Below are 24,821 nucleotides of genomic sequence, written 5' to 3' on the forward strand. Positions count from 1 at the left end.
TGATCTGGCGTCGGTCATGGCAAACGCGCAGGCAGGCTGAGATGGCGATCTTCGAATACATCAATGGCTTCTATAATTCGCGACGCCGATACTCAGCACCGGGTTGGAAAAGCCCGGTCACTTTCGAACGGAAAGTGGCCTGAACGAGCACTTGGGGCGGCACACAATCGCGACAGGTCCAGTTATCACAACCGTGGCAACTTCACGGAGTTCTTCTGCCACTGGAGTCTCTCTGACATTTGCACTAATGGGCCCCAATAGCCGTGTTAGAAAAGAGAGTATTTCTGGCTCGATGTAACGACTGGGGAGTGGGCGGTCTGCTTCGGATGGTGGAATGTATGAGCCGACCAATGGTGCGCGATTACTTGGGCAGTTTTTGGATACCTCCCCCCCATGGGTGTGGGCACAGCTCTGGACCCCGACGAAACCCCTTATCAGGGCCGGTTTGTGAATAGTGTCCCAGATGGTATCTTTGTGGCGATTGCACTTTGCACACCCCTTTCAGCATCACTTCCGGCTGCTGTCGGCCGGTAGCTAAACGGGCATTGTGCGGCGCTGTCAGCTCAGAAATCACCAATGGCGACCCTGCTGCGGGCGCGGCAATAGACGCGGTGTGGGTGCTGCGTCTGGTGTAATCCAAAGAAACAAACACCGTGATCGGGTCCACTGCCGTGCCAGACGCTCCCATCGACGCTAAAACGGACTACAATTGTTATGGTAGCTTACACGGGCGCCTAGAAATCGCCCCCGTTGCAATTCCAAGTTGAGATAAGGGGTAATTGATTATGACAAAGTGGATTTCTCGGATTTTCAAATGGTCATTGGGCACAGCCGTTGCTGTTATTGCACTTGGCTGGATAGTTCTCTCCGCACCACTTTTTTCTGACTTTCGGCGCGGGATCGTGGAAACAGTTCTTTCAGAACAGATTGGGCAACCACTTCACGTCAAGGATGATGTGAGTGTGGTTCCAGGACGTGTTAGTCGAATTTTCGTGTCAGGCGTCGTTATCCCGAGTGAGGATGTCCCCAATACCAATCTGGCAGAATTGAAACTTCTGGAGCTGGATCTCAATCTCGTCGAGCTAATGAATAGACGCATCGACCTGGACAATTTGAAGGTGGATGGATTGCAGTTGAACATGCTGACTCAAGCTGACGGAACCACCAGTTGGACACCAAAGTATAGATCGGCCGCAATTGAGGCTGAGGCAACGGAGAATACGCAAGTAGCGCCCTCAGAACATCAAGAACAAAGTGGCGGCGGCATTCTTGGTTTTCTGCGGCACCGCACAGCCTCGTTCACCTCGATCGGGTTGTCTATCGACGATCAGCAATCGGGGTTTTCCTTTGTCTTTGATCTTGAGAATTTGAATCTCGAGCAACTGGACGACGGCGATCGTCTTGGAGTCACGAGCCTTGGCTCAGTCAACGGCCAGACCTTTGAGATAGACGGGAGCTATCCCACCGGTGCGCCGTTTACCACAACGGCGAGTTTCGGTGAATTAAAGCTGAGCTTTGATGGCAGCCCAATCGCGCCGGACCATGGTGGAGGGTACACGGCGAAACTCAATCTGGACACCGGTAAGTTCGGCGATTTTCTGGATGTGATTGGCCTGGACCGGGTACTGGAAGGAACTGGCAAACTCTCGGCCGACCTGACAAGCCAGGCGGGGTCTTTCCAAATTGAAAACTTGTCTGCAGTTGTGGACCTTGCAGAGGGTCAGCAGATAATGGTGCAGGGGGCAGTTGAAAACCTGCTGCGAGCAGAGGGGTTTGATGTGGCCTTCAACGCTCGCTTTCACCCCGAAGGAGATCCACTACCGCCAGCCAGAGAATTGAAGGACCTCAAATTGGCGGGCATCTCAATGCATATCAACAGCAAAGGGCAATCGCTCGAATTTGACGATATGATACTCACCACCAATGCCTTTGATCAGGGATTGGATCAGGTAGGTCCCGTTTCAATAGGTCAAATCCGTAGAACAACTGACGGACTGCTCGCACTTAAAAACATAACTCTGCAAGCCGGACCACGTGATGCGCCCTACATTGTTGCTCAGGGCAACATTCTGAATATGTTGCAACTTCGGAAGTTAGACTTTTCCGGAAAACTCGCCGCACCAGCTTCGCTGGTCTTAAAAGACTTGGGGACTGACGTGGCCCAGGCTTTTGGCGGAGTAGAAGCTGAGTTTTCGGTTGATGACAGCCAGGGTTTTATAAGCCTCAACAAGTTGGATGCCTATACGGTCAACACGGTGATCTGGGCGCTGAAGGCCCACGTGGCTCTTGGAAATGTAACAGATTTGGACAATTTGGAGTTCGACTTTGACCTCGACATCGAGGATGGAGTTCAATTCCTAAGCGCACTTCATTTGGAGGAGATAGAAACGGGTCCACTGGAGATCAGCGCTTCTGCACGCGGACAGGGTGAGGATTTCTCAACAACGCTTGGGTTGTCTGCGGGAAGATCCCGATTGGACGCCTCGTTGGAAACCACCGTAACCGAGGGTCGCCCCCAGATTGATGGGCGTATTTTAAGCGACCGATTGGATTTAGGCGACCTGAAGAATGCAATCTCTGCAATTGTTCAGCTGAGCAAAATTGGTGACTCGGAAGACAGTGAAGAGCCCGCGGCAAGCAAGCCGGAAGAGCCCGAGGTGCAACCACTGATCCTGCCAAAGAAAGATGCCAAACCAACTGATTTGGTGGATTTTGAAAAACTGTTTTTGGAAACTGATCTGACTGTGTCCATCGATATCGAAGAAATCACCGGCCAACAGGGTGTTTCAAGTCTATCAAGCGAATTCGCTGCACAAGATGGACAGGCGCACTTGGGCCCCGTCGAATTGAACTATGGTGGTGGCTACTTCAAAATCGAAGCCCAGATGGACCTAGTAGAAACTCCGGAGCTTCTCTCGGTATCCGGCGCCACAAGCGGCTGGGACTTCGGCAAGATCCTCGATTCAGTTGGGCTGGGTATTGACGCTCATGGCAAACTGCGCGGCAGTTTCAACGTCACTGGTAATCGCAGTTCGATCGCCACCTTCATCAATTCGATGTATGGTTCGGCGTCGATCTCAATGAGCCAGGGGGACGTCGCCACCAGTTTACTTGAACTGGCTGGACTAGGGATTTTCCCTTGGCTGTTTTCCGAAGAATTTCACCAAGGCTACACCGATATTGTCTGTGTCGTCGCCCCTGTTCAAATCAATGCAGGCACGGTCACATTTGACTCGGTCGTCGCCGAGACCGCCAGAGTCCAACTGGTTGCCAGGGGTGCCGTGAACTGGAAGCAAGATACAATTGGTCTGCGCGCTGAGCCCCGCCGTGTTGGCAAACCGTTAGCACGCAGCGCGTGGCCATTTGACGTGACGGGGAAGCTCTCTGCTCCGAATTTCAAGCTAGACATCGGCGGCTCACGGAGCCGTCGGCAGGATGGAGCAGATGAAATGCCAACTAACCGTAAACCCTGTGTGCCCGATCTACAGCAGCTCGAGTAAGTAAACACCTTAATCTGGTGTAGGTTCTGGCTGTTCCTTCTGGCAGGCTAGAACACTGTCGAGGGCCTTCATAGAACCCGTTAGGTCGATCTCGATCATTCGGCCGTTTTCACCGGAAATCTTGACCGATTGGCGTTTGCCAAATTCGGTCACAAAATTCGGGTTATCAAAGAATGCGTATCCGCCGGGTAGGTCTTGGTTAAATTTACCGACCACGTCCCCTGCAAAACGGGCATCGCCAAAATCTATATTTACGGTTCCGCTTGCACCGTCCTGAATATCGGACCAATCAGCGTTATAGGCCGCAAAGAACCCACCATTTCTTGCGGGTTCCGCGCCAATTTGCACCAATGTCCCATCCTCATATGCGCGCTGAGCCAAACAGCCGTTACCGACAGTCGGATCAACCAGAATCTCCCAGTCTCCCATTTCCCCCCATGTTTCCAATTCAGAAGCCGTTGCCGAAACACCAACCAAACACAAAGCTGCAACCAAACACCGCATTTCCGCTCCTCTTCACCTTCGATCTTAGTTATGCTCTTCGACTTTCCTTCTCGGGCCAAAACTCGTCGACAACGACATATGCCAGAATGACGAAGGCGGCTGCGCTAGCTATCTGAACAACACGTGTAATGCTTTTGACATCAGCCTCGTCCGAAAAGGGAGCGATAGAGCCGCCGTAAATGATCAAAACGGTTGTAATTGCTGAACCTGCGGCAGGGGCAAGGCTGCTGCTGGATTTCCCTAATGTGCCGAGAGCAAGACACAGAAGGAAACATAGCAGAACAGCGGTGACAATACTCGGGGCGATAACATTGATTTCGTAGCACAGGATGGCAACAACAGCGCCTAACACGTTTGCCGTCAACATCGCCTTTGCAACGCTTTTGCCCGCCGACGGCATTGCGGCTAATTGCTGGCTAAGCAAGGCGACAAAAAACAACACCAACAGCGCTGTTCCGCCAGAGATAAAGAACGCAAGTGCAAAAGGAACGGTTACCAGTGACATTCTGAGCATGCGCCGCCCGACATCAAATTCTGGCATGTTTGGGTTGGCTTTTGGGGACCCAGACGGCGGGTCGGCAGGAATGAGGGTAAACATCAATCCAGATGTAAATCCCGCAATCAACAGGTTCATCGGAACCCAGCCAACAAGCATCATAGCCAGATCACGAGACTGTAAAACCAGATTTGGCACCATCATCGCCGCCATTAGGGCAAGAACCCCGGGCAGCACCCCTGCCCCAGCCATTGACCAGGCAAATGACGAGATGATCGCAATACAGACAGCCGCCAGATAAACGGCGGGATAGGGCAGCAACATCAACGACAACAGCCAGGAAAACACCATAACAATCAGCGCAAAGGCAAACAGGCTGCCGGACGCTTTCAAGGTCAGTCCAACCGGAGCTTGCAGGAACAATGCAGTAAAAACCGCCCCTATGGATGCCAATGGCCACCCCAAAAACAGACCCAGTGAAAAAACCCCTGTGGTGCCAAGGGCCAGACGAAGTATCGCTCGACGGGCCTCAGTAGGCATAAGACAATAGGGACACCATGCGGATATAGGTACGTCCAATGGCGTTCATAATTGTGTTGTCAGTCGGATAGATGATAATATCTGCCTGCCCGTTTAGCTGAAACCGTAGATCATCATCCAGGCTTCCGGCTTCGTATCCGGGTAGTACAATCCGTACCGGGAACCGTTCAGGCTCTCGCAAGAACCCTTTTGAGCTGGGCGCACTGGCCAATTGGCCTGCGGCGTCACCACCGCTGATCGATACGGCACTGCTAAAGCTTTCGACGACACCCCTGACGATTTTTCCAGGATGCATATCAAGCACCACGTCCACCGGAGAGCCAATCTCGGTACGGCCCAGATTGTTTTCCGTCAGGTAGGCTTCGATCCAGACATCGGTACTGTCCAGAAATGTCAAAAGCTCACGCCCGGCACTGGCATATGTACCCGGGGCAATCAGAATGTTGGAAATGACTCCTTCAGACGGGGCCTTCAACTCTGTCCACTCTAGGTTCAATTCGGCTTCGGCCAGTGCTGCCAACGCGTGTTGAATTTTTGGATTTTCCTGACCTTTTTCACCCAACTGCTGCTTTGCGCGTTCCAGATCTGCTTCTGCGTTGGCTAAATTTGCTTCAGCCTCAGCCAACTCTCCGCGCGCATCATCCGCCCGCACCAGTGAAATCAATCCCTTTTTCTCTAAGGCAAACACCCGTTCGGCCTGCAAGCGGGTTGTATCAAGATCACTTTGTGCTCTGGCGACCGTAGCCTGGGCAGCGCTGACTTGTGCTGATGAGGCCCCGACTTCCTGGGTGGCCGACTCCAGATCAGCCTGGGCACGAGACCTGTCAATCTCATATGGCCTGCGGTCTATCCGGGCCAGAACGGTGCCAGTGGAAACCACTTGGCCATTGGAGACCAATACCTCAGTCACCGTTCCAGACACTTGCGGTACAATGTAGGTCACAACCGCCTTGACCCTTGCGTTTCCTGTAAACGGAGTCTGTCGGTCGGCGGTAATGTACCAGCCAAGGAACAGCACCAAACTAGCTAAGGTTGACCAGATTGTACGTTTCATTCTGCCTCTCCGGGCGCCACCTCAGTCGCTTCAGGATCAGAGTCGATCCAGAGTACGAACAGCTCATAAAAAACGGCCAGCAAAACAGGACCGATGAAAATTCCCATCAACCCATAGGCCATCATCCCCCCCAAGACGCCGATTAGAATGACCAGCATAGGTGTGTCCAAACCCTTGGAAATAAAAACCGGGCGCAAGAAGCTGTCCATAATTGCGGTTGGGAGAGCCAGAATAGTCATCGCCAAAGCCGCACCTCCTGACATGGAACTCCACGCATAGATAACCACCGGCAACAGCACGAGGCCGGGCCCAATTTGAATGATCGACAAGATCAAGCAAATCAAAGCCAGCGTTGCAGCTGAAGATATCCCAAATAGTTTTAGAAGTATCCAAACAACAATCGCCTGAATTGCGGCAACACCTATGACACCTTTGGTTACGTTGCGCACAGTGGCTCCGGCCAAGACGACAAACTCGCCGCCTCGTGGGGCAAAAACACGGTTCCCGAATTTCTGAAGACCCTTTGCAAGCTCAGGCCCCGGTATAAACAGCACACCCATGATGATCACAGACAGTGCCATTCCCAACAAGCCCAGCCCAATTCCCAAGGCTTTTCCAAAGATCGCTTTAGCAACATCTAAGATTTGAGGTGAGTATTTCGCCAAGGCTCCATCCAAGTTTCGTTCGAATGACGACCAGATGCTGGAAAGCTTGGCGCCAACGACCGGAATATCCTTTAGCCCTTCAGGAGCCGGTGGGACTTTTAGCGCCCCAGAGGCAGCTTTGTCAGAAAACTCAGACCAAAGTTCTGTGGCGCCAAACACTGCGGATGCTACGGGCCCCAATGTCAGCGCCAAACCTGCAAGCGCCAATAAGGTTGCCGAGAGCTTCTTTCGGCCACCTAGTTTGTTTTGAAGCCAATCGAATAACGGATATAGGGCGACACAAAGAATAAGGGCCCAGATTACAGCACTTGCCAGCGGAGCCACCATTACAATGGCGCTGTAGACAAATAGACCTAAGAAAATTAGCCGAATTGCGACATCAACCAATTTTGAATTATGTGTGCTTTCCATTTCGATCCCCCACTCCCGCCCTAAGGCCTGTATTCGAGGACACGCGCCAACCCTCGGATGTAACAGGCTTCTTTAGGCAGTACTATTTACAACTTGCACGCACGTATCGATACACTTGGTTATGACCCGGAACGTTTTCGCAGTTCCCCGTCTTTTTTGTCACCACCTTGAGAAAGTATTGAATCAGCTATGGTTGTAACTGCCGCTACAAAAACTCCAAGACCGACAACAATGTAGAACATGGTGAAAATCTTGCCCGCTGCGGTTTCGGGGGAAAAGTCACCAAACCCGACAGTCGAAATTGTGACGACGGAAAAGTAGATGGAATCAAGCCAACTCCAACCCTCGACATAGTGGTAAAAAACAGAAGCCCACAGCACAATGGCCAGCGTAAACGCTAAAATGCCCTTCACCCGGCCGTCTCCTAACGCCACGCGAAGTCCACGAAACAGTCGCTTTAGAGAACTCAACCCTTCCTCCTATTGCATCCATTTTAAACGATTATAGGTGGTGTCTTCTTTTCCTCCTATACAAAAATGATCTTCATTAAATTGTGCACTTAGACAAATTCCAACTGACCCTGAAACGCCCCAAAATAGAGGACTAGAATAGTGTGTCTTGCACGCCCAACCATTTTCAGGCTTTCATGACAGATATTCTGGAGGAGACAAATGAGTGTGTTCAAACAGATAGTTCGCGGGCTTTACGCCGGGTCGGGGTCCAATTCGGCCAAGTTCCGCTATTTGCTGATCCTGTTTGACGCTGTCACAATTTTGTTCTTTGTCAGTACCGCACATATGGAGCAAGGTCGCTTTCTGACCATTACGAGCTCTCTGGTGGGGGTGGTAATTCTGTTGGATTTCTCGGCCCGTCTCTGGATCGCCAAGGATCGTTGGGCTCTGCTGAAACAGATCTATACATTGGCTGATCTCGTGGTCATTCTGTCGCTTCTACTGGATCCGCTGTTGACCCAAAACCTGACGTTCTTGCGAATTTTGCGGGGGCTGCGGTTAATTCACTCCTATCATTTGCTACGGGACCTGCGGCGGGACAGCCCTTTTTTCCGCACACACGAGGACGCGGTGATTGCCGTTATAAATCTGTTGGTTTTTGTCTTTGCCACCGCAACGGCAGTCCGGGTCTTCTTCATCGATATGGAAAGCAGTGCAACACCGTACATTGATGCGCTTTACTTCACCATGGCAACCCTGACCACAACCGGGTTTGGCGACCTCACCCTGACGACACCGGCGGGGAAAGTGTTTTCAGTCTTTATCATGGTGGTTGGCGTGGCTCTATTTGTGCGGTTGGCCCAAGCGATATTTTCACCCCAAAAAGTGCGCCATAGATGCAAGGCCTGCGGTCTATATCGCCATGACCCCGATGCAGTCCATTGCAAACACTGCGGTGGACTTTTGAATATTGAAACCGGCGGTATGGGCTAAACGAAAGTCACGGGACTGGTGGGTGGAATGCTAGCGATCCTCGGCAGCAAGCAGGCAACCTATGCCGCGTATGACTACAAATTGAACCGCTGGAGACAAATATAAAATCGCGCAGCGCCATTACTGTCTACCTCAACTGCAAAATATCTGGAATACAGGCTCGGCGCTGCTGGGGCATGGTTGACGCCCCGTCTGCGCGCACCAGACGCTTGGGGCCGTCTTTAACTTTGACGGATGGTTTGGCAATTGATCCGGTCATCGTAAACGGCCACGGGCTCCGCGACAGAGGTTTTCCGATTTTTCGAGGCTGCCCAGTTATGTCCAATGTCATATTCCCAAGATCTACACTTCCGTAGACAACAATCTGGACATCATCGGTCTCAACCACCACCTGCTTGGAAGAAACGCGCCCATTCTGAAAATGCAGAGGCGCTAGGGCACAAACAATAGGTGCTGCATGTCCCTTGTCCTTTGTAAACAACCAAGGAATAATCCCAAGTCCGGCCACATCCAGCAAGTGAGTATCGATGCTGCCGCTTCCCATTGATATGGTAGCCGCGCCGGTCAGAGTGTTTATGAAGTCCCGAAATGATGTGTTGCTACCAGAAACGTCAAAATCAGCATACAACGTACCACTCGCATGCTTTTTCATATTCAACTCCTGCGCGATCTCGCCGAAATCAACCCCGCCAACGGAACCGGTTAGTGTTAGAACATCAGGGGAATCGGCCAGATCTATCGATCCGATCACGTCAAAATGTGCTCCACCATACTCAACTTTTAGCGGACCCAATTGTGCTTTTTGATCTTTCATGACGAGATCACTTTGCAGACTGATCGTGCCTTTTTCACCTTCTACATTTCTAAGGTCGATAGAAAATCCAAGTTCCGCACCTGACAAAAGAATAGCCTGCCCCAGTGGCTGCAATGTGACGTTGCGCATGGGCGCAGCAACATCAGCAGGGTCCGGATCAGCCGACAGTTTATTGCTTAAGACAAGTGGTTGAATCTCTGGCTCGGACAGGTCGCTATCCGATTGCTCTTCATCTTCCGCTGGCAGGTTCTCCAACTTCCCCAGCTGTATGGACGCCGCAATGATGTCGCGCAAATGAGCAATTTGAATTTGATCGCTTTCAATCTGTCCACGCACAGTAGGATTAGGATCATCGAGATCGAGTTTCACATCAAATCCCAGTTCGGATTCTGCAACTTTGACCGAAGCACCCATATCCCATTCAGTGTCAAGGCTCGAGATTTCAGCGGTCAAAGCAACTTCACCAGTCTCTACCTGCGCCAATCCCATTGCCTCTAACAAGTCAGCACCCGACGGAATATCGGCAGCAATATTCAAGGCAATGTCGCTGAAATTCAGTGCATTGCGAAGCCCGCCCCCAACTTTCAAGTTCCACAAGTCGGTTCCTTCAGAAACGACATTCAAATCAGAAAGACCAAGCACCTCGGCGTTTCCTTTCAGCTGGAATCCGCCAGAGATAGTCCCCAAAGCATCTGCTTGTTGGAAAGATTCAGAAGCCAGAAGGCTGGCAGCCGGCAATGAAAGTTCCCCATTAAAGTCGATCCCCTCCAGTCTCAGCGCATCCGATACAGAACCCGCAAGGATCAAAAAGGGCGTTTCTGGTGGACCGATCCGTAATTCGGCCAGTCCCAATTTCAATTTGCCATCTGACGTTCGTGAAATTTCAGATACCGAAACTGGGGGCTTTCCTACACCGCTGGTATCAAGTGTAAATCCATTGGTTTCGATAACCATTCGGCGCTGCGGTATCCCATCGGGTTGCGCCATTAGCATCATATCGACACTTATCAGCTTTAACTCCCGCCGCGACGACGTAGCAGGCGGTTTGTTGTCATCCGTATACAGGCGGATACTTGTGTCTATCGAAACATCCGACGGGTTGCCAAGCTCTCCTAAATCGCCAGTTACAACTAGGCTCTGACCACCCTCTAAAGTTGCCTGAACCAACAGCTCTGGAACACGCGCAGAGCCTTCTTCCATTTCCAGAACAACGTTGATTTCACCTGTACCACCGACGGATTTTTCCAGCTTCAGCACGTCAAGGAGCTGACCCAACTCAGCAACTTCCAGTGACAACGCCGTAGAATACCCATTTTCCGTTGGTGTGCCCTCTACCTTCAAACTCATCTGTTTAAAATCGGCGGCAACGTTGAAAGGTTGGTGATGTGAAAAAGCCCCTGCAAGAGTTAGATCTTGGCCGTTTAAGTTTCCCGTGGCAGTCAGCAAAACCGGGGTAGAAAACTCGTCCTGGCTTATAACCATCGAAGCCAGAAAAAGCTCCAGGTCCAAACCGTTTCTTGCGTCCTTGAAAACTAGATTTGAATTTGAAAACTGGATTCTTCGGTCCGCGAGAAAATCAGTTGATATTCCTTTTTGGGCAGTGGAGCCGCTATCTTCAACGGTTTGATCTGATACAGGGTTTAACTCAGTTGCCGCCCAATACTGCACCCCGTTCTGATCAACCAAGAGTTCAATTCTGGCAGCATTGGCCTGTAGATTGTTTAACTGAATGCGCCCTGCCAAAAGATCACCAAGAGCCACGTCAAATTGAACCAATCCAATCTCGGCAAGACTAACGTCCGCCGTAAGCAGATTGGGTACTTTCAGACCCTCGGCCGAAACATGTAACGTTGAGCCCAGTTTAACACTCACACCGCCATTGATCTCGACGGACCGGCCCAGCTTACTAGACAGAAACCGAGCAGTCATCTCCCCTCTTGGAGTGGCCAGCAGAGAAGAAGAAAGCAATAACCACGCAGCAATCAAAGTAAGGCTGAGCAAACCAGTCGAAATGACGGCAACTCGTCGTATCCATATCAGCATCTGGGTCTCCTAGTATGAAGTTCATCAAAGCAAATCTGACCTGATGCTGCAAATGCAAACCATTTGAATACCGACGCAACCTGCTGGTCTGCAAACCTCCTTGGGGACGGCATAGGTATCAAATACAATGTGGCTTGCTACTTGGTCGCTTGCGCGATGAATGCGGTTAGTCACTTCACCGGTTTGGAATGGTTGCAGGCGTTGAAAATGCCGCCGTGGATACCTCCATCGATGGTAGAGGTCATCGGATTGGCAAACGAATGTTCAAGCGACCGCGGCGATCCCTCACGTATGAATGCATCATTACAACCACGCTCGAACCAAGGCAAAATGTTCTGTGGCAGAACACCCATCGAAGCTAAGATCGAGAGGAAAGAAACATGAAAGGAAAAGCTCATGAACTGAACTTTGCCTGCCAGACATCACCGGAAAAACAACTTACTGTCAGATCACATCTGAACGACAGCTCGGATGTTGAGGTTAGCGCTGAAAACGTAACGCTTGGCCAAACCGAATACTCACCCTAAATTCACCGGTTTTTCCCTGACAGAGTTTTCTTTGACGACCCCCACCTGCAAACTTCTAATTCTACAGATGCAGGGATGATCGGAAACTACTTTGGGCCAGACGATGCTTTCCGCTTTGCTCGCGGGGAAACCGTCACAGTTTTTATGAGACAGCGTGCTGACTTGATCCTCCTGCTTGGCTTTCTGGTGGTAGCGGATCACGCAGAAAACCTAGGCCTTGCCGAACTGATCGCTGAATCAAATCCTCAACTATCGCGCAATCCATAGGGCAAGAAGATTCACGTTCTTGTAAAGGCCGGAAAGCCATCGGAGGCATACGGCCTCTGGTGTTTGGAAATGGCAGAAGGTACTGATCCCCTTTTCATGACGTTACCTTAATACGTGCGATTTGGAACCGGATTGCCGATTCGGCCGAGCGCTTCAATGAACCCGAAGTTTTCACCGCTTTGCATGGCTTTGAATGGTCCTCATCTCCTGCATCAAACAATCTCTACCAGGTTGTGGTTTTCCGTGATGACGCTGACGAAGTCGAAGAGCTAATTTCTTTCTCGAACTACGATTCCAGCGACCCTGAAAACTGCGGATATGGATGGATGCCTATGAAAACCTTACCGGTGGTCAAGTTCTTACAATCCCACATAATGGCAATTTGTCCAATGGGTTGAAGTTTGATGACGTGACGTTGGAGGGCGCTCCGCTGACACGAAATTACGCTGAGCGACGTGCGTTGTGGGAGCCTCTTTATGAAGTGACCCAAATCAAGGTTAATGGCGAGGCGCATCCTTCGCTCTCCACCAATGATGAACTCGCGGACTATTACAACTGGGACAAGGGCAATTTTGGCCTTGCCGAGAAAACCACAGACACTTTGCCGAGTGAGTACGCGCGCGAAGCCCTAAACCGAGGCTTGGAAAAAGAGATTGAGCTTGGCGTCAATACTTTCAAGTTTGACATGATCAGCTCGACCGATAGCCATACATCTATGGCAACTTCACACGAAGAAAATTCCCTTGGGAAAGCCTCACCGGTAGAGCCGGGTACCGGTCAAGAACGATATGACGAACTGATCACGGGCGTCTTCAAAGTCGAAGGGGTTGGCGCCCGAATTCGAAACTATCAATCGGTGGCCTCCTGCCTTGCGGCTATCTGGGCAACCGAGAGGCGATCTAGGATACGATGGAGCGTAAGGAGATTTACGCCTCTACTGGCACTCGCATGACGGTGCTCGTTTTTGCAAGTTGGGATTTTACAACCGATGAGGTCGTGCGCCCCGGCTTTGCTGCACAAGGTTATGCTCGTGGCGTGCCAATGGGGGGCTGACTCGAGCGTGGTGCCTATTGGGAAGACACCGATTTCGACGCATCCGAAATTGCATTTTACTAAATTCGAGTTCTGGAAATCCCGACACAAAGTTGGTTGACCCATGACAAAGCCCTATATGGAAATGCCATCGTGCTGCCGGATACCGCCAAAATAGTGCAGCAAGACCGAACCTACACCTCACCAATTTGGTACACACCGGGTTGATTTTGTCGAGTGCTGAGGGTCCGAAAAATTAGCTGCAGTAAGGTTGTCTTGGCGCACTACTGCCACCGCCGGGACACCGAACAAATGGCCGCAATGGGCCGGTTGTGACGCCTTATTGTATCTGGGGAGGCAACGTTGCAAATATCGCTATCTGCACATAGCCGACATTGGAGTTGACCGATGGGAGCTCCCGCCCTCCCCTAAAAGCAAAAGGATCGGGATCAAATTCCAGATCATAGCAAGACCGATCTTCTGAGTAAGTCTATGCAGTTCAGACTGCCTATCAATCGTCGAGATCAAAAAGGTCTACCCAGCCAAAACCAGAATAACCCTAGAGTTCCTAAAAGAAGCATTCTTTTGAAAATCGCGTCGGAGCCACTTTAGTTTGATGGTCTCAGAGTGCTCCGAACACGTGATTGAATTCGCAACTGATCATACGGCGTCAGTTGCAGTCCACTGGTAAGATCCTGTTCACAGATTTTAAAATCTTCTCCAATCATATCCTTAGAAAAATCGTTATCCCCGACATGAGCAAACACCAGATTTCGTTTTCTTGTTTGGCGTGGCTTTGTTGCATAAATTTCGACAGGGATTCACGGTATGAATCCAACGTGATCGCTGGAAGGTAGGAGCAGCTGGGCCCTAATGAAGTACACGACCACAAGCTGGTCGTTTTACAATGACAACTTAAAATAGCGTGAAACGCTCTCGATCTGGTTCGATCCCGAGATGGACCGGGCACCTCCGTCGACGGGCAAACGTGGTCGACGACAACAAGTCAGTGATGCTGCGATCCAAGCCTGCCTGACGCTGAAGGTCATGTTCGGCATGGCGTCCAGGCAGATGACAAGCTTTGTCGAAAGCTTGCTGAAGTTAGTCGGGTTGGGTTGGTCGGCGCCGGATTTCAGCACCCTATGCCGCCACCAGAGAACTCTGAGCGTTGGCCTGCCTTATCGTGGGGGCACTGGCCCGCTGAACCTCTTGGTTGACAGCACTGGCATCAAATCTGAAGGGGAAAGCGAATGGAACGCACGCAAGCATGCGACCCCAAACGGCGCATTTGGCGTAAGATAACTATAAGGATCGACGATAAAATGCTGGCAGTGCGTGCAGTCGACGTCACGACCTGCAATGTCGGAGACGCACCTATGCTGCCAGAGCTGCTCGACCAAATTCCACCCGGTCAGGACATCGGATCAGTCACTGTCGGCGGGACTTACGGCACACTTAAATGCCACGACGCAATTGCTATTCGCAATGCTCATGCTGTCGTTCCCCCGCGCAAAAACGCCAAGCAGTGGAAGCCCACGAGTGCTGGAGTCATCGCCCGCAACGAGGCCGTAAATGTATCACGATACCTGGGCCGCGTCCTGTGGCGACGATGGAGCGGATACCACCGTCGAAGCCGCGTCGACACCAAGATGCGCTGTGTGAAATTGAAGGGCCACAGCCTCATGGCAAGACACTTTGATCGGCAAGTTGCGGAAATCCAAATCCGCATCGCCGTCCTCAACCGCTAAAGCGCTCTCGGCATTCTCATCACAGAGCCCGCAGGATAAGTCTGCCCGGGAAAAGGGGAACCACGGCCTTCAACCGATTTTTGCAACAAAGCCTAGATGATCTGGGAAGGGCTGACAGTCAGCCTTCCTGCGAAGCGCGCTAAGGTCCGCCATCAATACAGGACAACGCAGAGGTGGCAGCACACTCGTTTTGGCGTCAAGCATCAATTCCGGTAGGTATTCTAGGAAAATGAGGGAAACGCTGCCTCGAACTGCGCCGAGTGATTATCAGCCTCGCCCTTGCGGGCAAGGCTAGGTCATTCTTACCGAACGCCACGAGGACGCCGAATAAAGCGGGGCATTTGACCAGCCATGATGCAACCAAATGGATCGATCCAATCCTCAACTTCAGCCAAGCCATAGCTTTCGATTTGCGCGACCACGGCCTGCGCTGGTTTGTAGCTGGAGGGCAATTCTGATGCATCCACTTTGCCGCCGTAAAACCGTACATCAAGCCCCTTGGTTTCCGAAATCAACGCTTCGTCCGCAGTGGTCGTTCCGAGCCTGCGCATATGTTCGGTGCGTGACCAGTTACGTCCAGCACCATGAGGACTGAACCCCAAGGCATGAGGAGCATCCGTCCCCCGCACAATCAGGATCGGCTCCGCCATGTTAAGCGGGATGATCGTGCGGCCCGCCGCGTCAGCATCGGATGCGAAATCACTCCATGCAGGGGTCGCGCCTTTGCCGTGCAGGTAGGTATCACCACGACGAAACACAAAATTATGCTCATTCCAGAACCTCTCATCGGCGCTGGCTCCTGCTGCCTCCATCGTCGCCTGGTGAATGGAATTGTGGTTGGTCTTGGTCCATTTTCGGATCAACTGCAATGCCTCCCAATAGGCGCGCCCGTCTTCGCTATCAGCTGGAATCCATGCATTCTGTTTGAGTGTTTTCCGTGAATGAAGACGACGGTATTTTTCGGCGACCTCCATCCCGGCCTTGTAAAGCTTTGCACCTGGGCCACGTGATCCGTGATGCGTGACAAGCATCGTTTTCCCCGTGCTCCGGGATGTGCCCACGAACAGGAAATGGTTTCCGTCGCCCTGCGTGCCCATATGCTCCTGTACCGCGCGGATGGTCTTGGCATTGTTCAAAAACGGGTTGGCACGCATTGCATCAAGCAAGTCCAATGACACCGTAAAGCGTTGGCCTTGTTTACGCCCGCCGGGGCCGAAATGCGTGACCTGTTGGGCCGCATCAAGAATGGATTTCGGGTCGGCATCGCCAAGATCGGTGAGCATAAGTGAACAACAAATATCCGCCGAATGCATGCCGGGATGAATGGCATTGCGCGCAGCGACGACACCGCCGACCGGGATCGTCCCAACAGGCCCTGCCGGGCAGGCATCGGGCATGATGGCACCGCCGATAACGGTGGGCGTACGCATCACGGCGCGCATAGTTTCGCGTACCTTGTCGAGGTTGGCCATTTCGTCGTCATCGGCAGGCGTCAGATTTTCATGGAACCCAATTGCGCCCTCTTCGTGCAGTTCAATCTGTGGTGGCCGCACTGGAATTTCAGACGCCAGCTCAGCACGGATCGCGCTCATGTCATGCCCCGCTACGTGCAGCTCGTTTGCGCGGTTCAAAAGGGCTGGAAACTGAGCTCCTGGAGTGTGCCCCCACTGTTTCAATTCTCTACCTGTAATCGGTTTGATTGCGAGGTTTTCCATCTAATTTCCTTTGGTCAATAGTCCCACTAGGGGTGACAATATTTGGTGGCGAGACGGCGGAGGCTTGAACACCACATTGCCGTCTCACCGTTTCTCCGAACGCGTATTCGTCCGTTTTCTTCGCTTTATCAGTGCGATGGGATAGGTTTAGCAGAGGGGTTCCCCGCCACTCAAAATTTCCACTCAACCCACCAAGCCTTTGACAAAAAACAACTTATCTGAGCGTTGCTCAAAACTCCAAAGCACATTACGATACAAAAAAATCGTAAGTTATTATTCTGGATCGCATAGATGAGAAATGTTGTTCTCGGCTTCCTCGGTACACAGCTCGACAGTGGAAAACGTCGCGGCTGGAAACCCACTGTCAGTCTTTGCCAAGAAGACGGGTTCGAGGTGGATCGATATGAACTGATCTTTGACTCCAAATTTTCGCGCCTCGCCCACAATGTCAAAGCAGATATTGAAGCCGTTTCCCCTGAAACAGAAGTTGTCCTAAACCGAATGGATATGGACGATCCATGGGATCTTGGTGAAACCTACGCCAAGCTCTTTGACTTTGCTAAAGACTATGGCTTCGATGAAGACCGCGAGCGGTATCATATCCACCTCACTACAGGGACGCACATTGGACAAATCTGTTGGTTTCTACTTTCAGAATCGCGTCACATCCCAGCCGCCTTGATCCAGACTGGCCCTCCGCGCGACAAAGGAGGACCTGGCACGTTTGATTTAATTGACTTGGATCTGCGCCAGTTCGACGCCCTGCAGCAGCGGTTTGATCAACAATCGCGCGAATACGGTGAGATTTTGAAAGGCGGAATAGAAACCAAAAACGAAACCTACAACCAGATTATCGACCAAATCGAACAGGTCTCCAGCGTATCTGACGAACCCATTTTACTTCAGGGGGAAACCGGTACCGGAAAAACCGAGCTTGCGCAGCGGATCTACGAACTGAAGCTCCAGCGCCATCGTATCAAAGGTCGACTTGTTCACGTGAACTGCGCGACGCTTATCGGTGGCACCGCGACTGCAACTCTTTTTGGGCAACGGCGCAGTTTTACGGGTCAGGCAGGAACTGAACGGACGGGCCTTCTTCGCGAGGCCAACGGCGGGGTGCTGTTCCTTGATGAAATCGACATGTTGGGCCTAGAAGAACAGGCATTGTTGCTCCACGCGATAGAAACGGGGCGATACTATCCGCTTGGAGCTGATGTTGAGATTACAAGCCGTTTTCATGTCGTCGCGGGTGCCTCAAGTGATCTTTCCGAACGGGTGGCCGTAGGTGAATTTCGCATCGACCTTTTGGCGCGGTTGAATTTCTGGACCTTTCAGTTACCTCCGTTGCGGGCACGCCGTGAAGACATTGAAGATAACCTACGGTTTGAACTATTACGTGCTGAAAAGACCCTTGGCGTTCGTGTTGGATTTAATGCAGATGCGGCAGAGACCTGGTTACGGTTTGCCCGCTCACCCGGCACGCCGTGGCCAGGAAACTTTCGCGACTTTAGCGGTGCTGTCCTTCGTCTGTGTACCCTCGCCCCGCGCGGACGTATCACGCGCGCGCAGGTCCAAGAGGAAATCTCTCGGCTTGAGCACCGCTGGCAATCATCGAGCACAGACCCAGATGCGCAATTGATCGCGCAATACGTACCCAAACCTCTTGATCCATTTGACGTCTCGCAGCTCGCGCAGGTCATTCGAATATGCAAAACCTCCTCTTCCATCAGTGAGGCCGGAAGAACTCTGTTTGCCGTATCTCGTGAGGAGCGAGCAAGCCGGAATGACGCAGACCGTCTTCGCAAATATTTGGCGAAGTTCGATTTGAAATGGACTGATCTTTCCAATTCCTAAAACACGGGCTAAGCTGAAGCACATGTCTTTCACTGAGCATACCCAAACCAGAAATTCGCCTACCGACAAAGACATTCAGGGAGCGCTGCACTATGTCAAAGACCTCCCACAGGCGACAGAGCCCTTTGTCGCCTAGGTCACCATAACAAACAAAAGCTTTGGTCGCGTGCCAAAGGTCTATATCCGCACATCAATAGACAAAGTGGTGTCTCCGAAGTTGCAGGGTGAAATGCTGGACAATTGGAAAGTGGATCAGATCCACACTCTGCCAGCCGGGCACTTTCCGACTCTATCTCTCCCAACGCAACGGGCCAAGCTACTACTCTGAGCAATTAGTCCACCCCTTGCATTTAGTTTTTTTTGCAAAGGGTGCGTACCTTGATCATTGGCCCATTAGCGCTGACGTCTGACAATCAAAGTTTGGAATTCAGTGAATGCATCCGCAAAATTTCAATGTTCCAGAGAGCATTTGCCCTGCTCTGCCTAACTACCTGAGCGAAGTAGCGGAAAACTTAAGCTCAATAAATACCGGACAGAAAGGCCCGAACTTCTTTCAGAAAATGGGTCCAGCATTGATCCTCCTCCAATAGGATGTGATTATTCCTTTCAAGCGCAACAAGGCGCGCGCTCGACAAGCGATGCGTGCATCGCTGAGAGGGGCCTGTATTGATCATGTGCGCAGCCAGATGAAGGTTTCTGAGCGTCGTGTGTGCCGCGTTCTGGGCCAGCACCGGTCCACGCAGCGTCGAGTACCACAGGGGCGAGCTGACGAAGAACGTCTGGTCGCAGACATGATCGAACTGGCGCGGCAGTACGGCCGGTATGGCACCGCCGGGTTGCTGCCTTGCTGAGGGACGCGGGCTGGCCCCTCACGGCAGATTGCTTTGCAATCGCCTGCCGTGCAGCTAGTGAATGACGAACGCGTCGAGCGATTTTGGCGACGTGAGGGGCTGAAAGTGCCCATGAAGCAGCCCATAAAGAGAAGGCTTTGGACGCACCCTCTCGGGACATTGCCGTGCAATGCCCTGCCGGGCAAGGGATGGATCATGTATCCGACTGCGTCCCGAATATCGCAATCATGTCTGGTCGTACGACCCTCGCCATTGTCGCTCGGACCAATGGCGCTCTCAATGGCTCGATGCATCACCGGACAGATGATGGCAGGGCGTTCAGGACATTGAATATTCTGGACGAACACAGTCGGGAATGTCTGGCCATACGAGTGAAGCGGAAGCTGAACTCGAACAAAGTCATCGACGCGCTGACGGACCTGTTTATCCTGCGTGGTGTGCCTACGTACATTCGGTCGGAGTTGCCCAGTGAAGGCGCCATTGTCGAGCCCAATGGGCGACGGCTCTGAGTTCACAGCGGAGGCCGTCAGGGGTTGGATCAAAGCCGTCGGGGCCAAGACAGCTTACATCGAGCCAGGATCCCCTTGCGAGAAAGGGTACTGCGAGCGCTTTAACGGACGAATGCGGGACGAGCTACTGAACGGTGAAATATTCTACTCGCTCCGTGAAGCTCAGATCAACATCGAAAGCTGGAGGAAACACTACAACACTAAACGACCCCACAGTGCCCTGCGCTACCGCCCACCCGCGCCAGAGGCCATCGTCCCGATGGACCAAAGGCCAACCATGCACTAACTTTCAAATTGGACCACTCATGTGGGGCGGTTCAATAGCTGGGTTTCTCTGTCTCCTGCAGGAGGCGTCTCAGGAGCCAATTTAGCTACCTATCTACCACTAGAACTTGTCTATAACATCCAACTTTAAAATTCTTCAGCACCTTGTCTGAATAACCACACCACGCTGGCCAATCGCTCGCCCGCGCCACCGTCTTAGTGGACTGGCTGACCTTACTGCACTAGCTTTCTGTAGAGGTTCCTTGATGTGGCACCCAACCTTAAGCTCTATGCAGTGAATGACTTATTGCTCTGAAACGAAACCCCTGGTGGTCCTCAAATGTCGAAAATGAGGAAACTCGCCAAATTTGGAAAAAGTGGTGGCAAATTTGTCAGCGCCAATCAGCCGTTTCAAACGGTTCCAGTCTGTGTTTCCCTTTGCCGTTTGCGGATCAATTCTCGCGGCAACTCTTCTAATTTGGAGTGAAACAAAAAAACTTCAAAATGAACGATTGTCAGCTGAAACGCTTAAGACAGTTACAAATATTGCAACAAGGCTAGAATCACATACTTCTACTCGGTTGAATGCAACACGATTGTTACATTCGCATTTCACCACGGGCAACGACTTAAATATTGGTGCATTTCGCGCTGAGGCTCAGGTAGTACATAATCTATTCGAGGACATTCAGTCGCTAAACTGGATTGATCCAGCAGGCATCATTCGTATTGTCACACCAGAAGAAGGAAATGACGATGCTTTGGGGTTAAATGTCCGGACACTTAGGGTTCCCTCAAAGGCACTTGCTGCGGCAGAACTGTCAGGTCAGATGCAATTGACGTCGCCAATTAGTCTGGCGCAAGGAGGACGTGGTTTTGTTGGTTATTCACCTATTGCCAGAAACGGCAAAAGCGCTGGGTTTATTAATCTTGTTTTTCGAGTAGATTCTTTTTTCCAAAACGCACTAGGCCTAGAAATTGGCAAATTCTACCAAGTCAGTGTCTTTGACCAGAATCAAGTGCTCTTCTCAAATGGAGAGATCTTTGAATCAGCATTGACGTCTCCATCCAAGATTGTTTCAGTAAGTGGGAGGGAGTGGACCATCACCGTCTCGCCAACCGAAATTCAGGTTGCGTCATTTGACACTTTTCAAGATGATGCAGTTCTTATTCTCGGCGGGTTTCTTAGCCTATTAACTACTTTTCTTACGATCCTCGTGATCAACCGAAAAACGCGACTAGAACAAAGTCAAAATCGTTTCGAAAATTTTGCTACAGCGGGATCGGACTGGTTTTGGGAAATGGACGAATCTTTACGCTTTACCTGGTTTTCAGAAGGAAGTCATTTTGCGTCGCCGATTTCTCCTAAAAAGGCCATTGGTAAAAAAAGAGAAGAATTTGGCGATTCCGTTGTGAATAGACAAGAATGGAAAAAGCATCTTGATGATTTGGAGATGCATAAATCGTTCAAGGATTTTGAATATCAAGCCATCATCGACGGTGTTACGGTATGGGTTCGAACTTCAGGTGTTCCAATTTTTGCCTCCAGCGGAGCCTTTCTTGGGTATCGGGGTACTGGGCGCGATATCACTGAGGAAAAAAAGTCAGCAGAGGCCGCAGAATTGGCTAATCAGATTTTAGCGCAGGCGGTCGATGGGTTAGAGGAATTGTTCGTCCTTTGGGATCGTGATGATAAGCTGTTGATCTCCAACAGGTTCTTTCGAGAATTAAACCGTGACCTAGGACCCGTGGCGGACGTTGGTGTCCAGTTTGAGGATTTCGTAAATGCAGCGGCTGGCATCAATTCGTTGAATGAAGATGAAAAACCAAAATGGGCAGAAGCGCGGATAGCTTATCATAGAAATCCACATGGAATTTTCGAAGCGGTCCGCACCGATGGAAAAATAATAGACCTACGTGAACAGAAACTAGCGGATGGGCGGACGATAACAACTGGCCTGGACGTTACTCGTCAACGGTCCGACGAAAAGGCTCTTCGTGAAAGCGAGGAGCGCTATCAGCTCGCAATGCAACACACTTCGATCTGGGACTGGTCCTTACCCTCGAGATCTATTTACTTATCGCCGAGCTTCTCCCAAAAATTAGGTTATGGTCATGACGAATTTGCGGCGCTAATCAACAATTCCTTGGCCTCGGTGATCCACCCAGACGATGTAGTTGGGTTTTCGGACGCCGTGCACCGGCATATTACCAATCCTAACCAAATACTGGCACATGAGCTACGTTTTCGCACTCAATCGGGAGACCATATTTGGTTTCAAGTTCGTGGCCATATAAAAACAAATGATGCAGGCCACCCTATCCGATCGAATGGGTCCTTATTTGATATTTCGGAGCGTAAGCACCTCGAGGAACGGTTGCTCCGCTCGCAAAAACTGGAGGCGGTTGGACAATTAACGGGTGGGGTTGCTCATGATTTCAACAATCTACTGGCCGTCATTTTGGGCAACGCCGAACTGCTTGGAGATGTTGCGCCTGAACATCAAGTCCTAATCGACGCGATAATCAAAGCAAGCGGTCGAGGAGCAGAGCTAACGCAACGATTGTTGGCGTTTTCACGGCAGCAACCTCTAAAGCCAGAAGCCATCGATATCGGAGTGTTGGTCGGGGATTTGATCGCCATTCTATCAAGGACTTTGGACAAGGCGATTGAAATTGAAACGAAAATTCAGCCTGATTTGTGGACAGCATTGGCTGACCCAGGGCAAGTTGAAAATGCATGTTTGAATTTGGCATTGAACGCAAGGGATGCGATGCCAGATGGTGGCACGCTAACTATCGAATGTCAGAATGCCGAATTGGACACAAGCGATGGAGAAGACGTTATCTCAGGGCAATTTGTTGCTTTGGCTGTTAAGGATAGTGGAACGGGCATGTCAGAAGCCACCCAGCGCCAAGCCTTTGAACCATTTTTCACAACGAAAAATGTCGGAGAGGGAAGCGGTTTGGGGCTGTCGATGGTTTACGGCTTTTGCCAACAATCAGGTGGCCATGCTACCATTGACAGCATTTCCGGCATTGGTACGACTGTTTGTTTATTTTTGCCGCGCGAAGACAAACCGGTAACAACAGATTCCACGTGAAATTTTTCTATGACGTTTAGTGAAGGATCGGTTTCAAAGACCCGGTGTATAATCTCTTCCGGCTTGGGTCTCTTAATCGCCATCTATGGTCCTCTGATTTCCTAATCATTGGCGCGGACCACTTCAAAGGGGGAGGTTCACCATGATGCTGAGGCCAATGAGTTCTTTGCTGGAAAATCTGAACAGGCCCTGGAGGAAGAGCTGGATTCCTTCAAGTCTATCCTGAAATCAAAAATCTGGCCTTTCACTCTAGTTTTGTCAGGTGTCCCGGAGCTGACCGATCATTTACGATCCTTCGAACAGCTGTTCAGGAAAGTAACCCATGTGACCTTCGATGACCTTGACTATGAGAGTGACGCCAACACCATTCATGAAATGGTCTGCAGCTACGCGATTGAGGGAAAGCTAATGTCATTCCATTCCTAGTGGCAGGTGCTCTACTTTTGATCATTGGACTTGGGCTGTTTTTCCCGAGCCAGGCAAGGATTACGAGCTTTCCAATTGCATACAAGGGTAGTGCTTTGGACTTCATCACATCCGAAATCGGCCGTGCCGATAAGGTTCTTAACGATTACCGGATCGCAATTTTTAGGATCATCCCGTTGATCATGGCCGCCTGTGCTGTGTTGATACTTTACGTGGAGACACCCATTTGGCGGGCCAGCCTGATTACAACCATAGCCATTATGGCAGTCATTTTGATGATCGACACCAACGCTAACGCTCGGCTCGAAATCTATAAGGCGAAGTTAGGAGAGGCTGAAATGCAGCTTCAGATGGTCTCCCAGACGCAAACCCTATTAGAGCGGTCCTTCACTGCACAGATTCAATCACGTAGGTAAGGGCTCCTAGCGGCCTCTCGCTGAGCACCGCCCGCATGTCTGCTATCGGGAAGCAGTCATGACTTTGCAAAGAGCACTTTTTTGCGCATAGCTGCCGTTGTGTCTGACCGCAGCGAAGGACCGTAAGCCAGCCCGCAAGGTTGACAAAGCGCCATAACCGTGAGGAGAACGAGTCGTAGGCGCTGCATATGCCGGCCAGGGACAAATTGTCATGAGAGCTTACCATTCAAGGCGCAGCATTTTCACACAGCTCGACATGTTGACCGATCCGGATGACCCGCGGGATTTGTTTGGTATGTTGGACCGATCAAAAAAGGTATTGTTTAGGCCTGAGCGCGCGGTGTTCAGGGCTGGCTCGTCGCCTGCCCAACCACCAGCGGCCAAAGCAACCAAGGACCGGTAGACTTCGTCGAAGTGTATTTGACTTGGCCGACTATGTTTTAGAAAGCTGAGCTCGCAGACTGGAAGCTATTCCATAACGTCTTGAAAAATGAAGGTCTACGGCTAGCTCAAATGAAAGCCATCCGGCGACGGAAACAGAGAACATAGCTGTTTTTCGATATGTGAAAATCGCCTTTCTAGTCAACGCTACTCAACATGATGCAAACGCAAGCAACCGACCCAACTTGGCTAGGC

Annotated in this window: 18 protein-coding genes and 3 pseudogenes; 14 read left to right on the forward strand and 7 right to left on the reverse strand. The window is 51.2% G+C overall.

Going from position 1 to position 24,821, the window contains the following annotated elements; genetic code table 11:
• Together AC2T28_RS18880 and AC2T28_RS18885 are read left to right on the forward strand one after the other, a co-directional pair.
• Positions 1–143 (forward strand): IS3 family transposase (locus AC2T28_RS18880; RefSeq protein WP_486750307.1); only part of this gene is annotated, 143 nt, incomplete at its 5' end.
• Between the two features lie 678 nt (positions 144–821).
• Complete coding sequence (locus AC2T28_RS18885) at positions 822–3,500, forward strand: AsmA family protein (protein WP_486750205.1); 2,679 nt, start codon at positions 822–824, stop codon at positions 3,498–3,500.
• Between the two features lie 9 nt (positions 3,501–3,509).
• Here the strand turns inward: AC2T28_RS18885 and AC2T28_RS18890 are convergent, their stop codons facing one another.
• The 5 genes from AC2T28_RS18890 to AC2T28_RS18910 form a co-directional block, all read right to left on the reverse strand.
• Entirely contained in the window at positions 3,510–4,004 is a 495-nt protein-coding gene (locus tag AC2T28_RS18890) for a hypothetical protein (protein ID WP_486750206.1), read from the reverse strand.
• Between the two features lie 28 nt (positions 4,005–4,032).
• Entirely contained in the window at positions 4,033–4,953 is a 921-nt protein-coding gene (locus AC2T28_RS18895; protein WP_486750207.1) for a hypothetical protein, read from the reverse strand.
• Positions 4,954–5,029: 76 nt separating this feature from the next.
• The gene (locus AC2T28_RS18900; RefSeq protein WP_486750208.1) at positions 5,030–6,094 is read right to left on the reverse strand and encodes an HlyD family secretion protein; all 1,065 of its coding nucleotides are present in this window, start codon (positions 6,092–6,094) and stop codon (positions 5,030–5,032) included.
• Positions 6,091–7,170: an AI-2E family transporter gene (locus AC2T28_RS18905; RefSeq protein WP_486750209.1), complete on the reverse strand. Its 1,080-nt coding sequence runs from the start codon at positions 7,168–7,170 to the stop codon at positions 6,091–6,093. Before AC2T28_RS18905 ends, AC2T28_RS18900 begins: the two co-directional genes overlap by 4 nt.
• Positions 7,171–7,289: 119 nt before the next feature.
• A complete protein-coding gene (locus AC2T28_RS18910; protein WP_486750210.1) occupies positions 7,290–7,640 on the reverse strand; it encodes a potassium channel family protein in 351 nt (116 codons plus the stop codon).
• Positions 7,641–7,841: 201 nt separating this feature from the next.
• Between AC2T28_RS18910 and AC2T28_RS18915 the strand changes: the two genes are divergently transcribed.
• Positions 7,842–8,615 carry a potassium channel family protein gene (locus AC2T28_RS18915; protein ID WP_486750211.1) on the forward strand — a complete coding sequence of 258 codons (774 nt, stop codon included), beginning with the start codon at positions 7,842–7,844 and terminating at the stop codon, positions 8,613–8,615.
• Between the two features lie 127 nt (positions 8,616–8,742).
• Here the strand turns inward: AC2T28_RS18915 and AC2T28_RS18920 are convergent, their stop codons facing one another.
• Entirely contained in the window at positions 8,743–11,472 is a 2,730-nt protein-coding gene (locus tag AC2T28_RS18920; protein ID WP_486750212.1) for an AsmA family protein, read from the reverse strand.
• A gap of 380 nt (positions 11,473–11,852) precedes the next feature.
• Here AC2T28_RS18920 and AC2T28_RS18925 point away from each other — a divergent pair, with 380 nt between their 5' ends.
• The 6 genes and pseudogenes from AC2T28_RS18925 (at position 11,853) to AC2T28_RS18950 (ending at position 15,046) form a co-directional block, all read left to right on the forward strand.
• Complete coding sequence (locus AC2T28_RS18925; protein ID WP_486750213.1) at positions 11,853–11,999, forward strand: hypothetical protein; 147 nt, start codon at positions 11,853–11,855, stop codon at positions 11,997–11,999.
• Positions 12,000–12,266, forward strand: coding sequence for a DUF3604 domain-containing protein (locus AC2T28_RS18930; RefSeq protein WP_486750308.1), 267 nt, complete (start codon positions 12,000–12,002; stop codon positions 12,264–12,266).
• A gap of 131 nt (positions 12,267–12,397) precedes the next feature.
• Positions 12,398–13,218 (forward strand): annotated as a pseudogene (locus AC2T28_RS18935) (DUF3604 domain-containing protein).
• A complete protein-coding gene (locus tag AC2T28_RS18940) occupies positions 13,215–13,319 on the forward strand; it encodes a DUF3604 domain-containing protein (RefSeq protein ID WP_486750214.1) in 105 nt (34 codons plus the stop codon). The pseudogene AC2T28_RS18935 and the gene AC2T28_RS18940 overlap by 4 nt, the downstream one beginning before the upstream one ends.
• Positions 13,320–13,391: 72 nt before the next feature.
• Complete coding sequence (locus AC2T28_RS18945) at positions 13,392–13,526, forward strand: DUF3604 domain-containing protein (protein WP_486750309.1); 135 nt, start codon at positions 13,392–13,394, stop codon at positions 13,524–13,526.
• A 645-nt stretch (positions 13,527–14,171) separates the two neighbouring features.
• Positions 14,172–15,046: pseudogene (locus AC2T28_RS18950) on the forward strand (IS5 family transposase).
• A 302-nt stretch (positions 15,047–15,348) separates the two neighbouring features.
• Here AC2T28_RS18950 and AC2T28_RS18955 read toward each other — a convergent pair.
• Entirely contained in the window at positions 15,349–16,761 is a 1,413-nt protein-coding gene (locus AC2T28_RS18955; protein ID WP_486750215.1) for an RtcB family protein, read from the reverse strand.
• 291 nt (positions 16,762–17,052) lie between these two features.
• On the opposite strand from AC2T28_RS18955, the gene rtcR reads away from it, so the two are divergent.
• The 5 genes and pseudogenes from rtcR to AC2T28_RS18980 all read left to right on the forward strand — a co-directional run bounded on the left by rtcR (position 17,053) and on the right by AC2T28_RS18980 (position 24,185).
• Positions 17,053–18,615, forward strand: coding sequence for an RNA repair transcriptional activator RtcR (gene rtcR / locus AC2T28_RS18960; RefSeq protein WP_486750216.1), 1,563 nt, complete (start codon positions 17,053–17,055; stop codon positions 18,613–18,615).
• A gap of 617 nt (positions 18,616–19,232) precedes the next feature.
• Positions 19,233–20,261, forward strand: a pseudogene (locus AC2T28_RS18965) (IS3 family transposase); the annotation flags it as partial.
• A gap of 355 nt (positions 20,262–20,616) precedes the next feature.
• Complete coding sequence (locus tag AC2T28_RS18970; RefSeq protein ID WP_486750310.1) at positions 20,617–23,343, forward strand: PAS domain S-box protein; 2,727 nt, start codon at positions 20,617–20,619, stop codon at positions 23,341–23,343.
• A gap of 108 nt (positions 23,344–23,451) precedes the next feature.
• Positions 23,452–23,769: a hypothetical protein gene (locus AC2T28_RS18975; protein ID WP_486750217.1), complete on the forward strand. Its 318-nt coding sequence runs from the start codon at positions 23,452–23,454 to the stop codon at positions 23,767–23,769.
• Positions 23,770–23,786: 17 nt separating this feature from the next.
• Positions 23,787–24,185 carry a hypothetical protein gene (locus AC2T28_RS18980; protein ID WP_486750218.1) on the forward strand — a complete coding sequence of 133 codons (399 nt, stop codon included), beginning with the start codon at positions 23,787–23,789 and terminating at the stop codon, positions 24,183–24,185.
• Positions 24,186–24,821 lie beyond the last annotated feature (636 nt).

The organism is Parasedimentitalea nitratireducens (genome assembly GCF_057444295.1).

What these genes read in the sequence shown, in the direction of transcription:
- AC2T28_RS18920 (WP_486750212.1), bottom strand. Translation starts at nt 11,472, where the DNA reads ATGCTGATATGGATACGACGAGTTGCCGTCATTTCGACTGGTTTGCTC.
- AC2T28_RS18905 (WP_486750209.1), bottom strand. Translation starts at nt 7,170, where the DNA reads ATGGAAAGCACACATAATTCAAAATTGGTTGATGTCGCAATTCGGCTA.
- AC2T28_RS18915 (WP_486750211.1), top strand. Translation starts at nt 7,842, where the DNA reads ATGAGTGTGTTCAAACAGATAGTTCGCGGGCTTTACGCCGGGTCGGGG.
- AC2T28_RS18940 (WP_486750214.1), top strand. Translation starts at nt 13,215, where the DNA reads ATGACGGTGCTCGTTTTTGCAAGTTGGGATTTTACAACCGATGAGGTC.
- AC2T28_RS18925 (WP_486750213.1), top strand. Translation starts at nt 11,853, where the DNA reads ATGAAAGGAAAAGCTCATGAACTGAACTTTGCCTGCCAGACATCACCG.
- AC2T28_RS18955 (WP_486750215.1), bottom strand. Translation starts at nt 16,761, where the DNA reads ATGGAAAACCTCGCAATCAAACCGATTACAGGTAGAGAATTGAAACAG.
- AC2T28_RS18890 (WP_486750206.1), bottom strand. Translation starts at nt 4,004, where the DNA reads ATGCGGTGTTTGGTTGCAGCTTTGTGTTTGGTTGGTGTTTCGGCAACG.
- rtcR (WP_486750216.1), top strand. Translation starts at nt 17,053, where the DNA reads ATGAGAAATGTTGTTCTCGGCTTCCTCGGTACACAGCTCGACAGTGGA.
- AC2T28_RS18900 (WP_486750208.1), bottom strand. Translation starts at nt 6,094, where the DNA reads ATGAAACGTACAATCTGGTCAACCTTAGCTAGTTTGGTGCTGTTCCTT.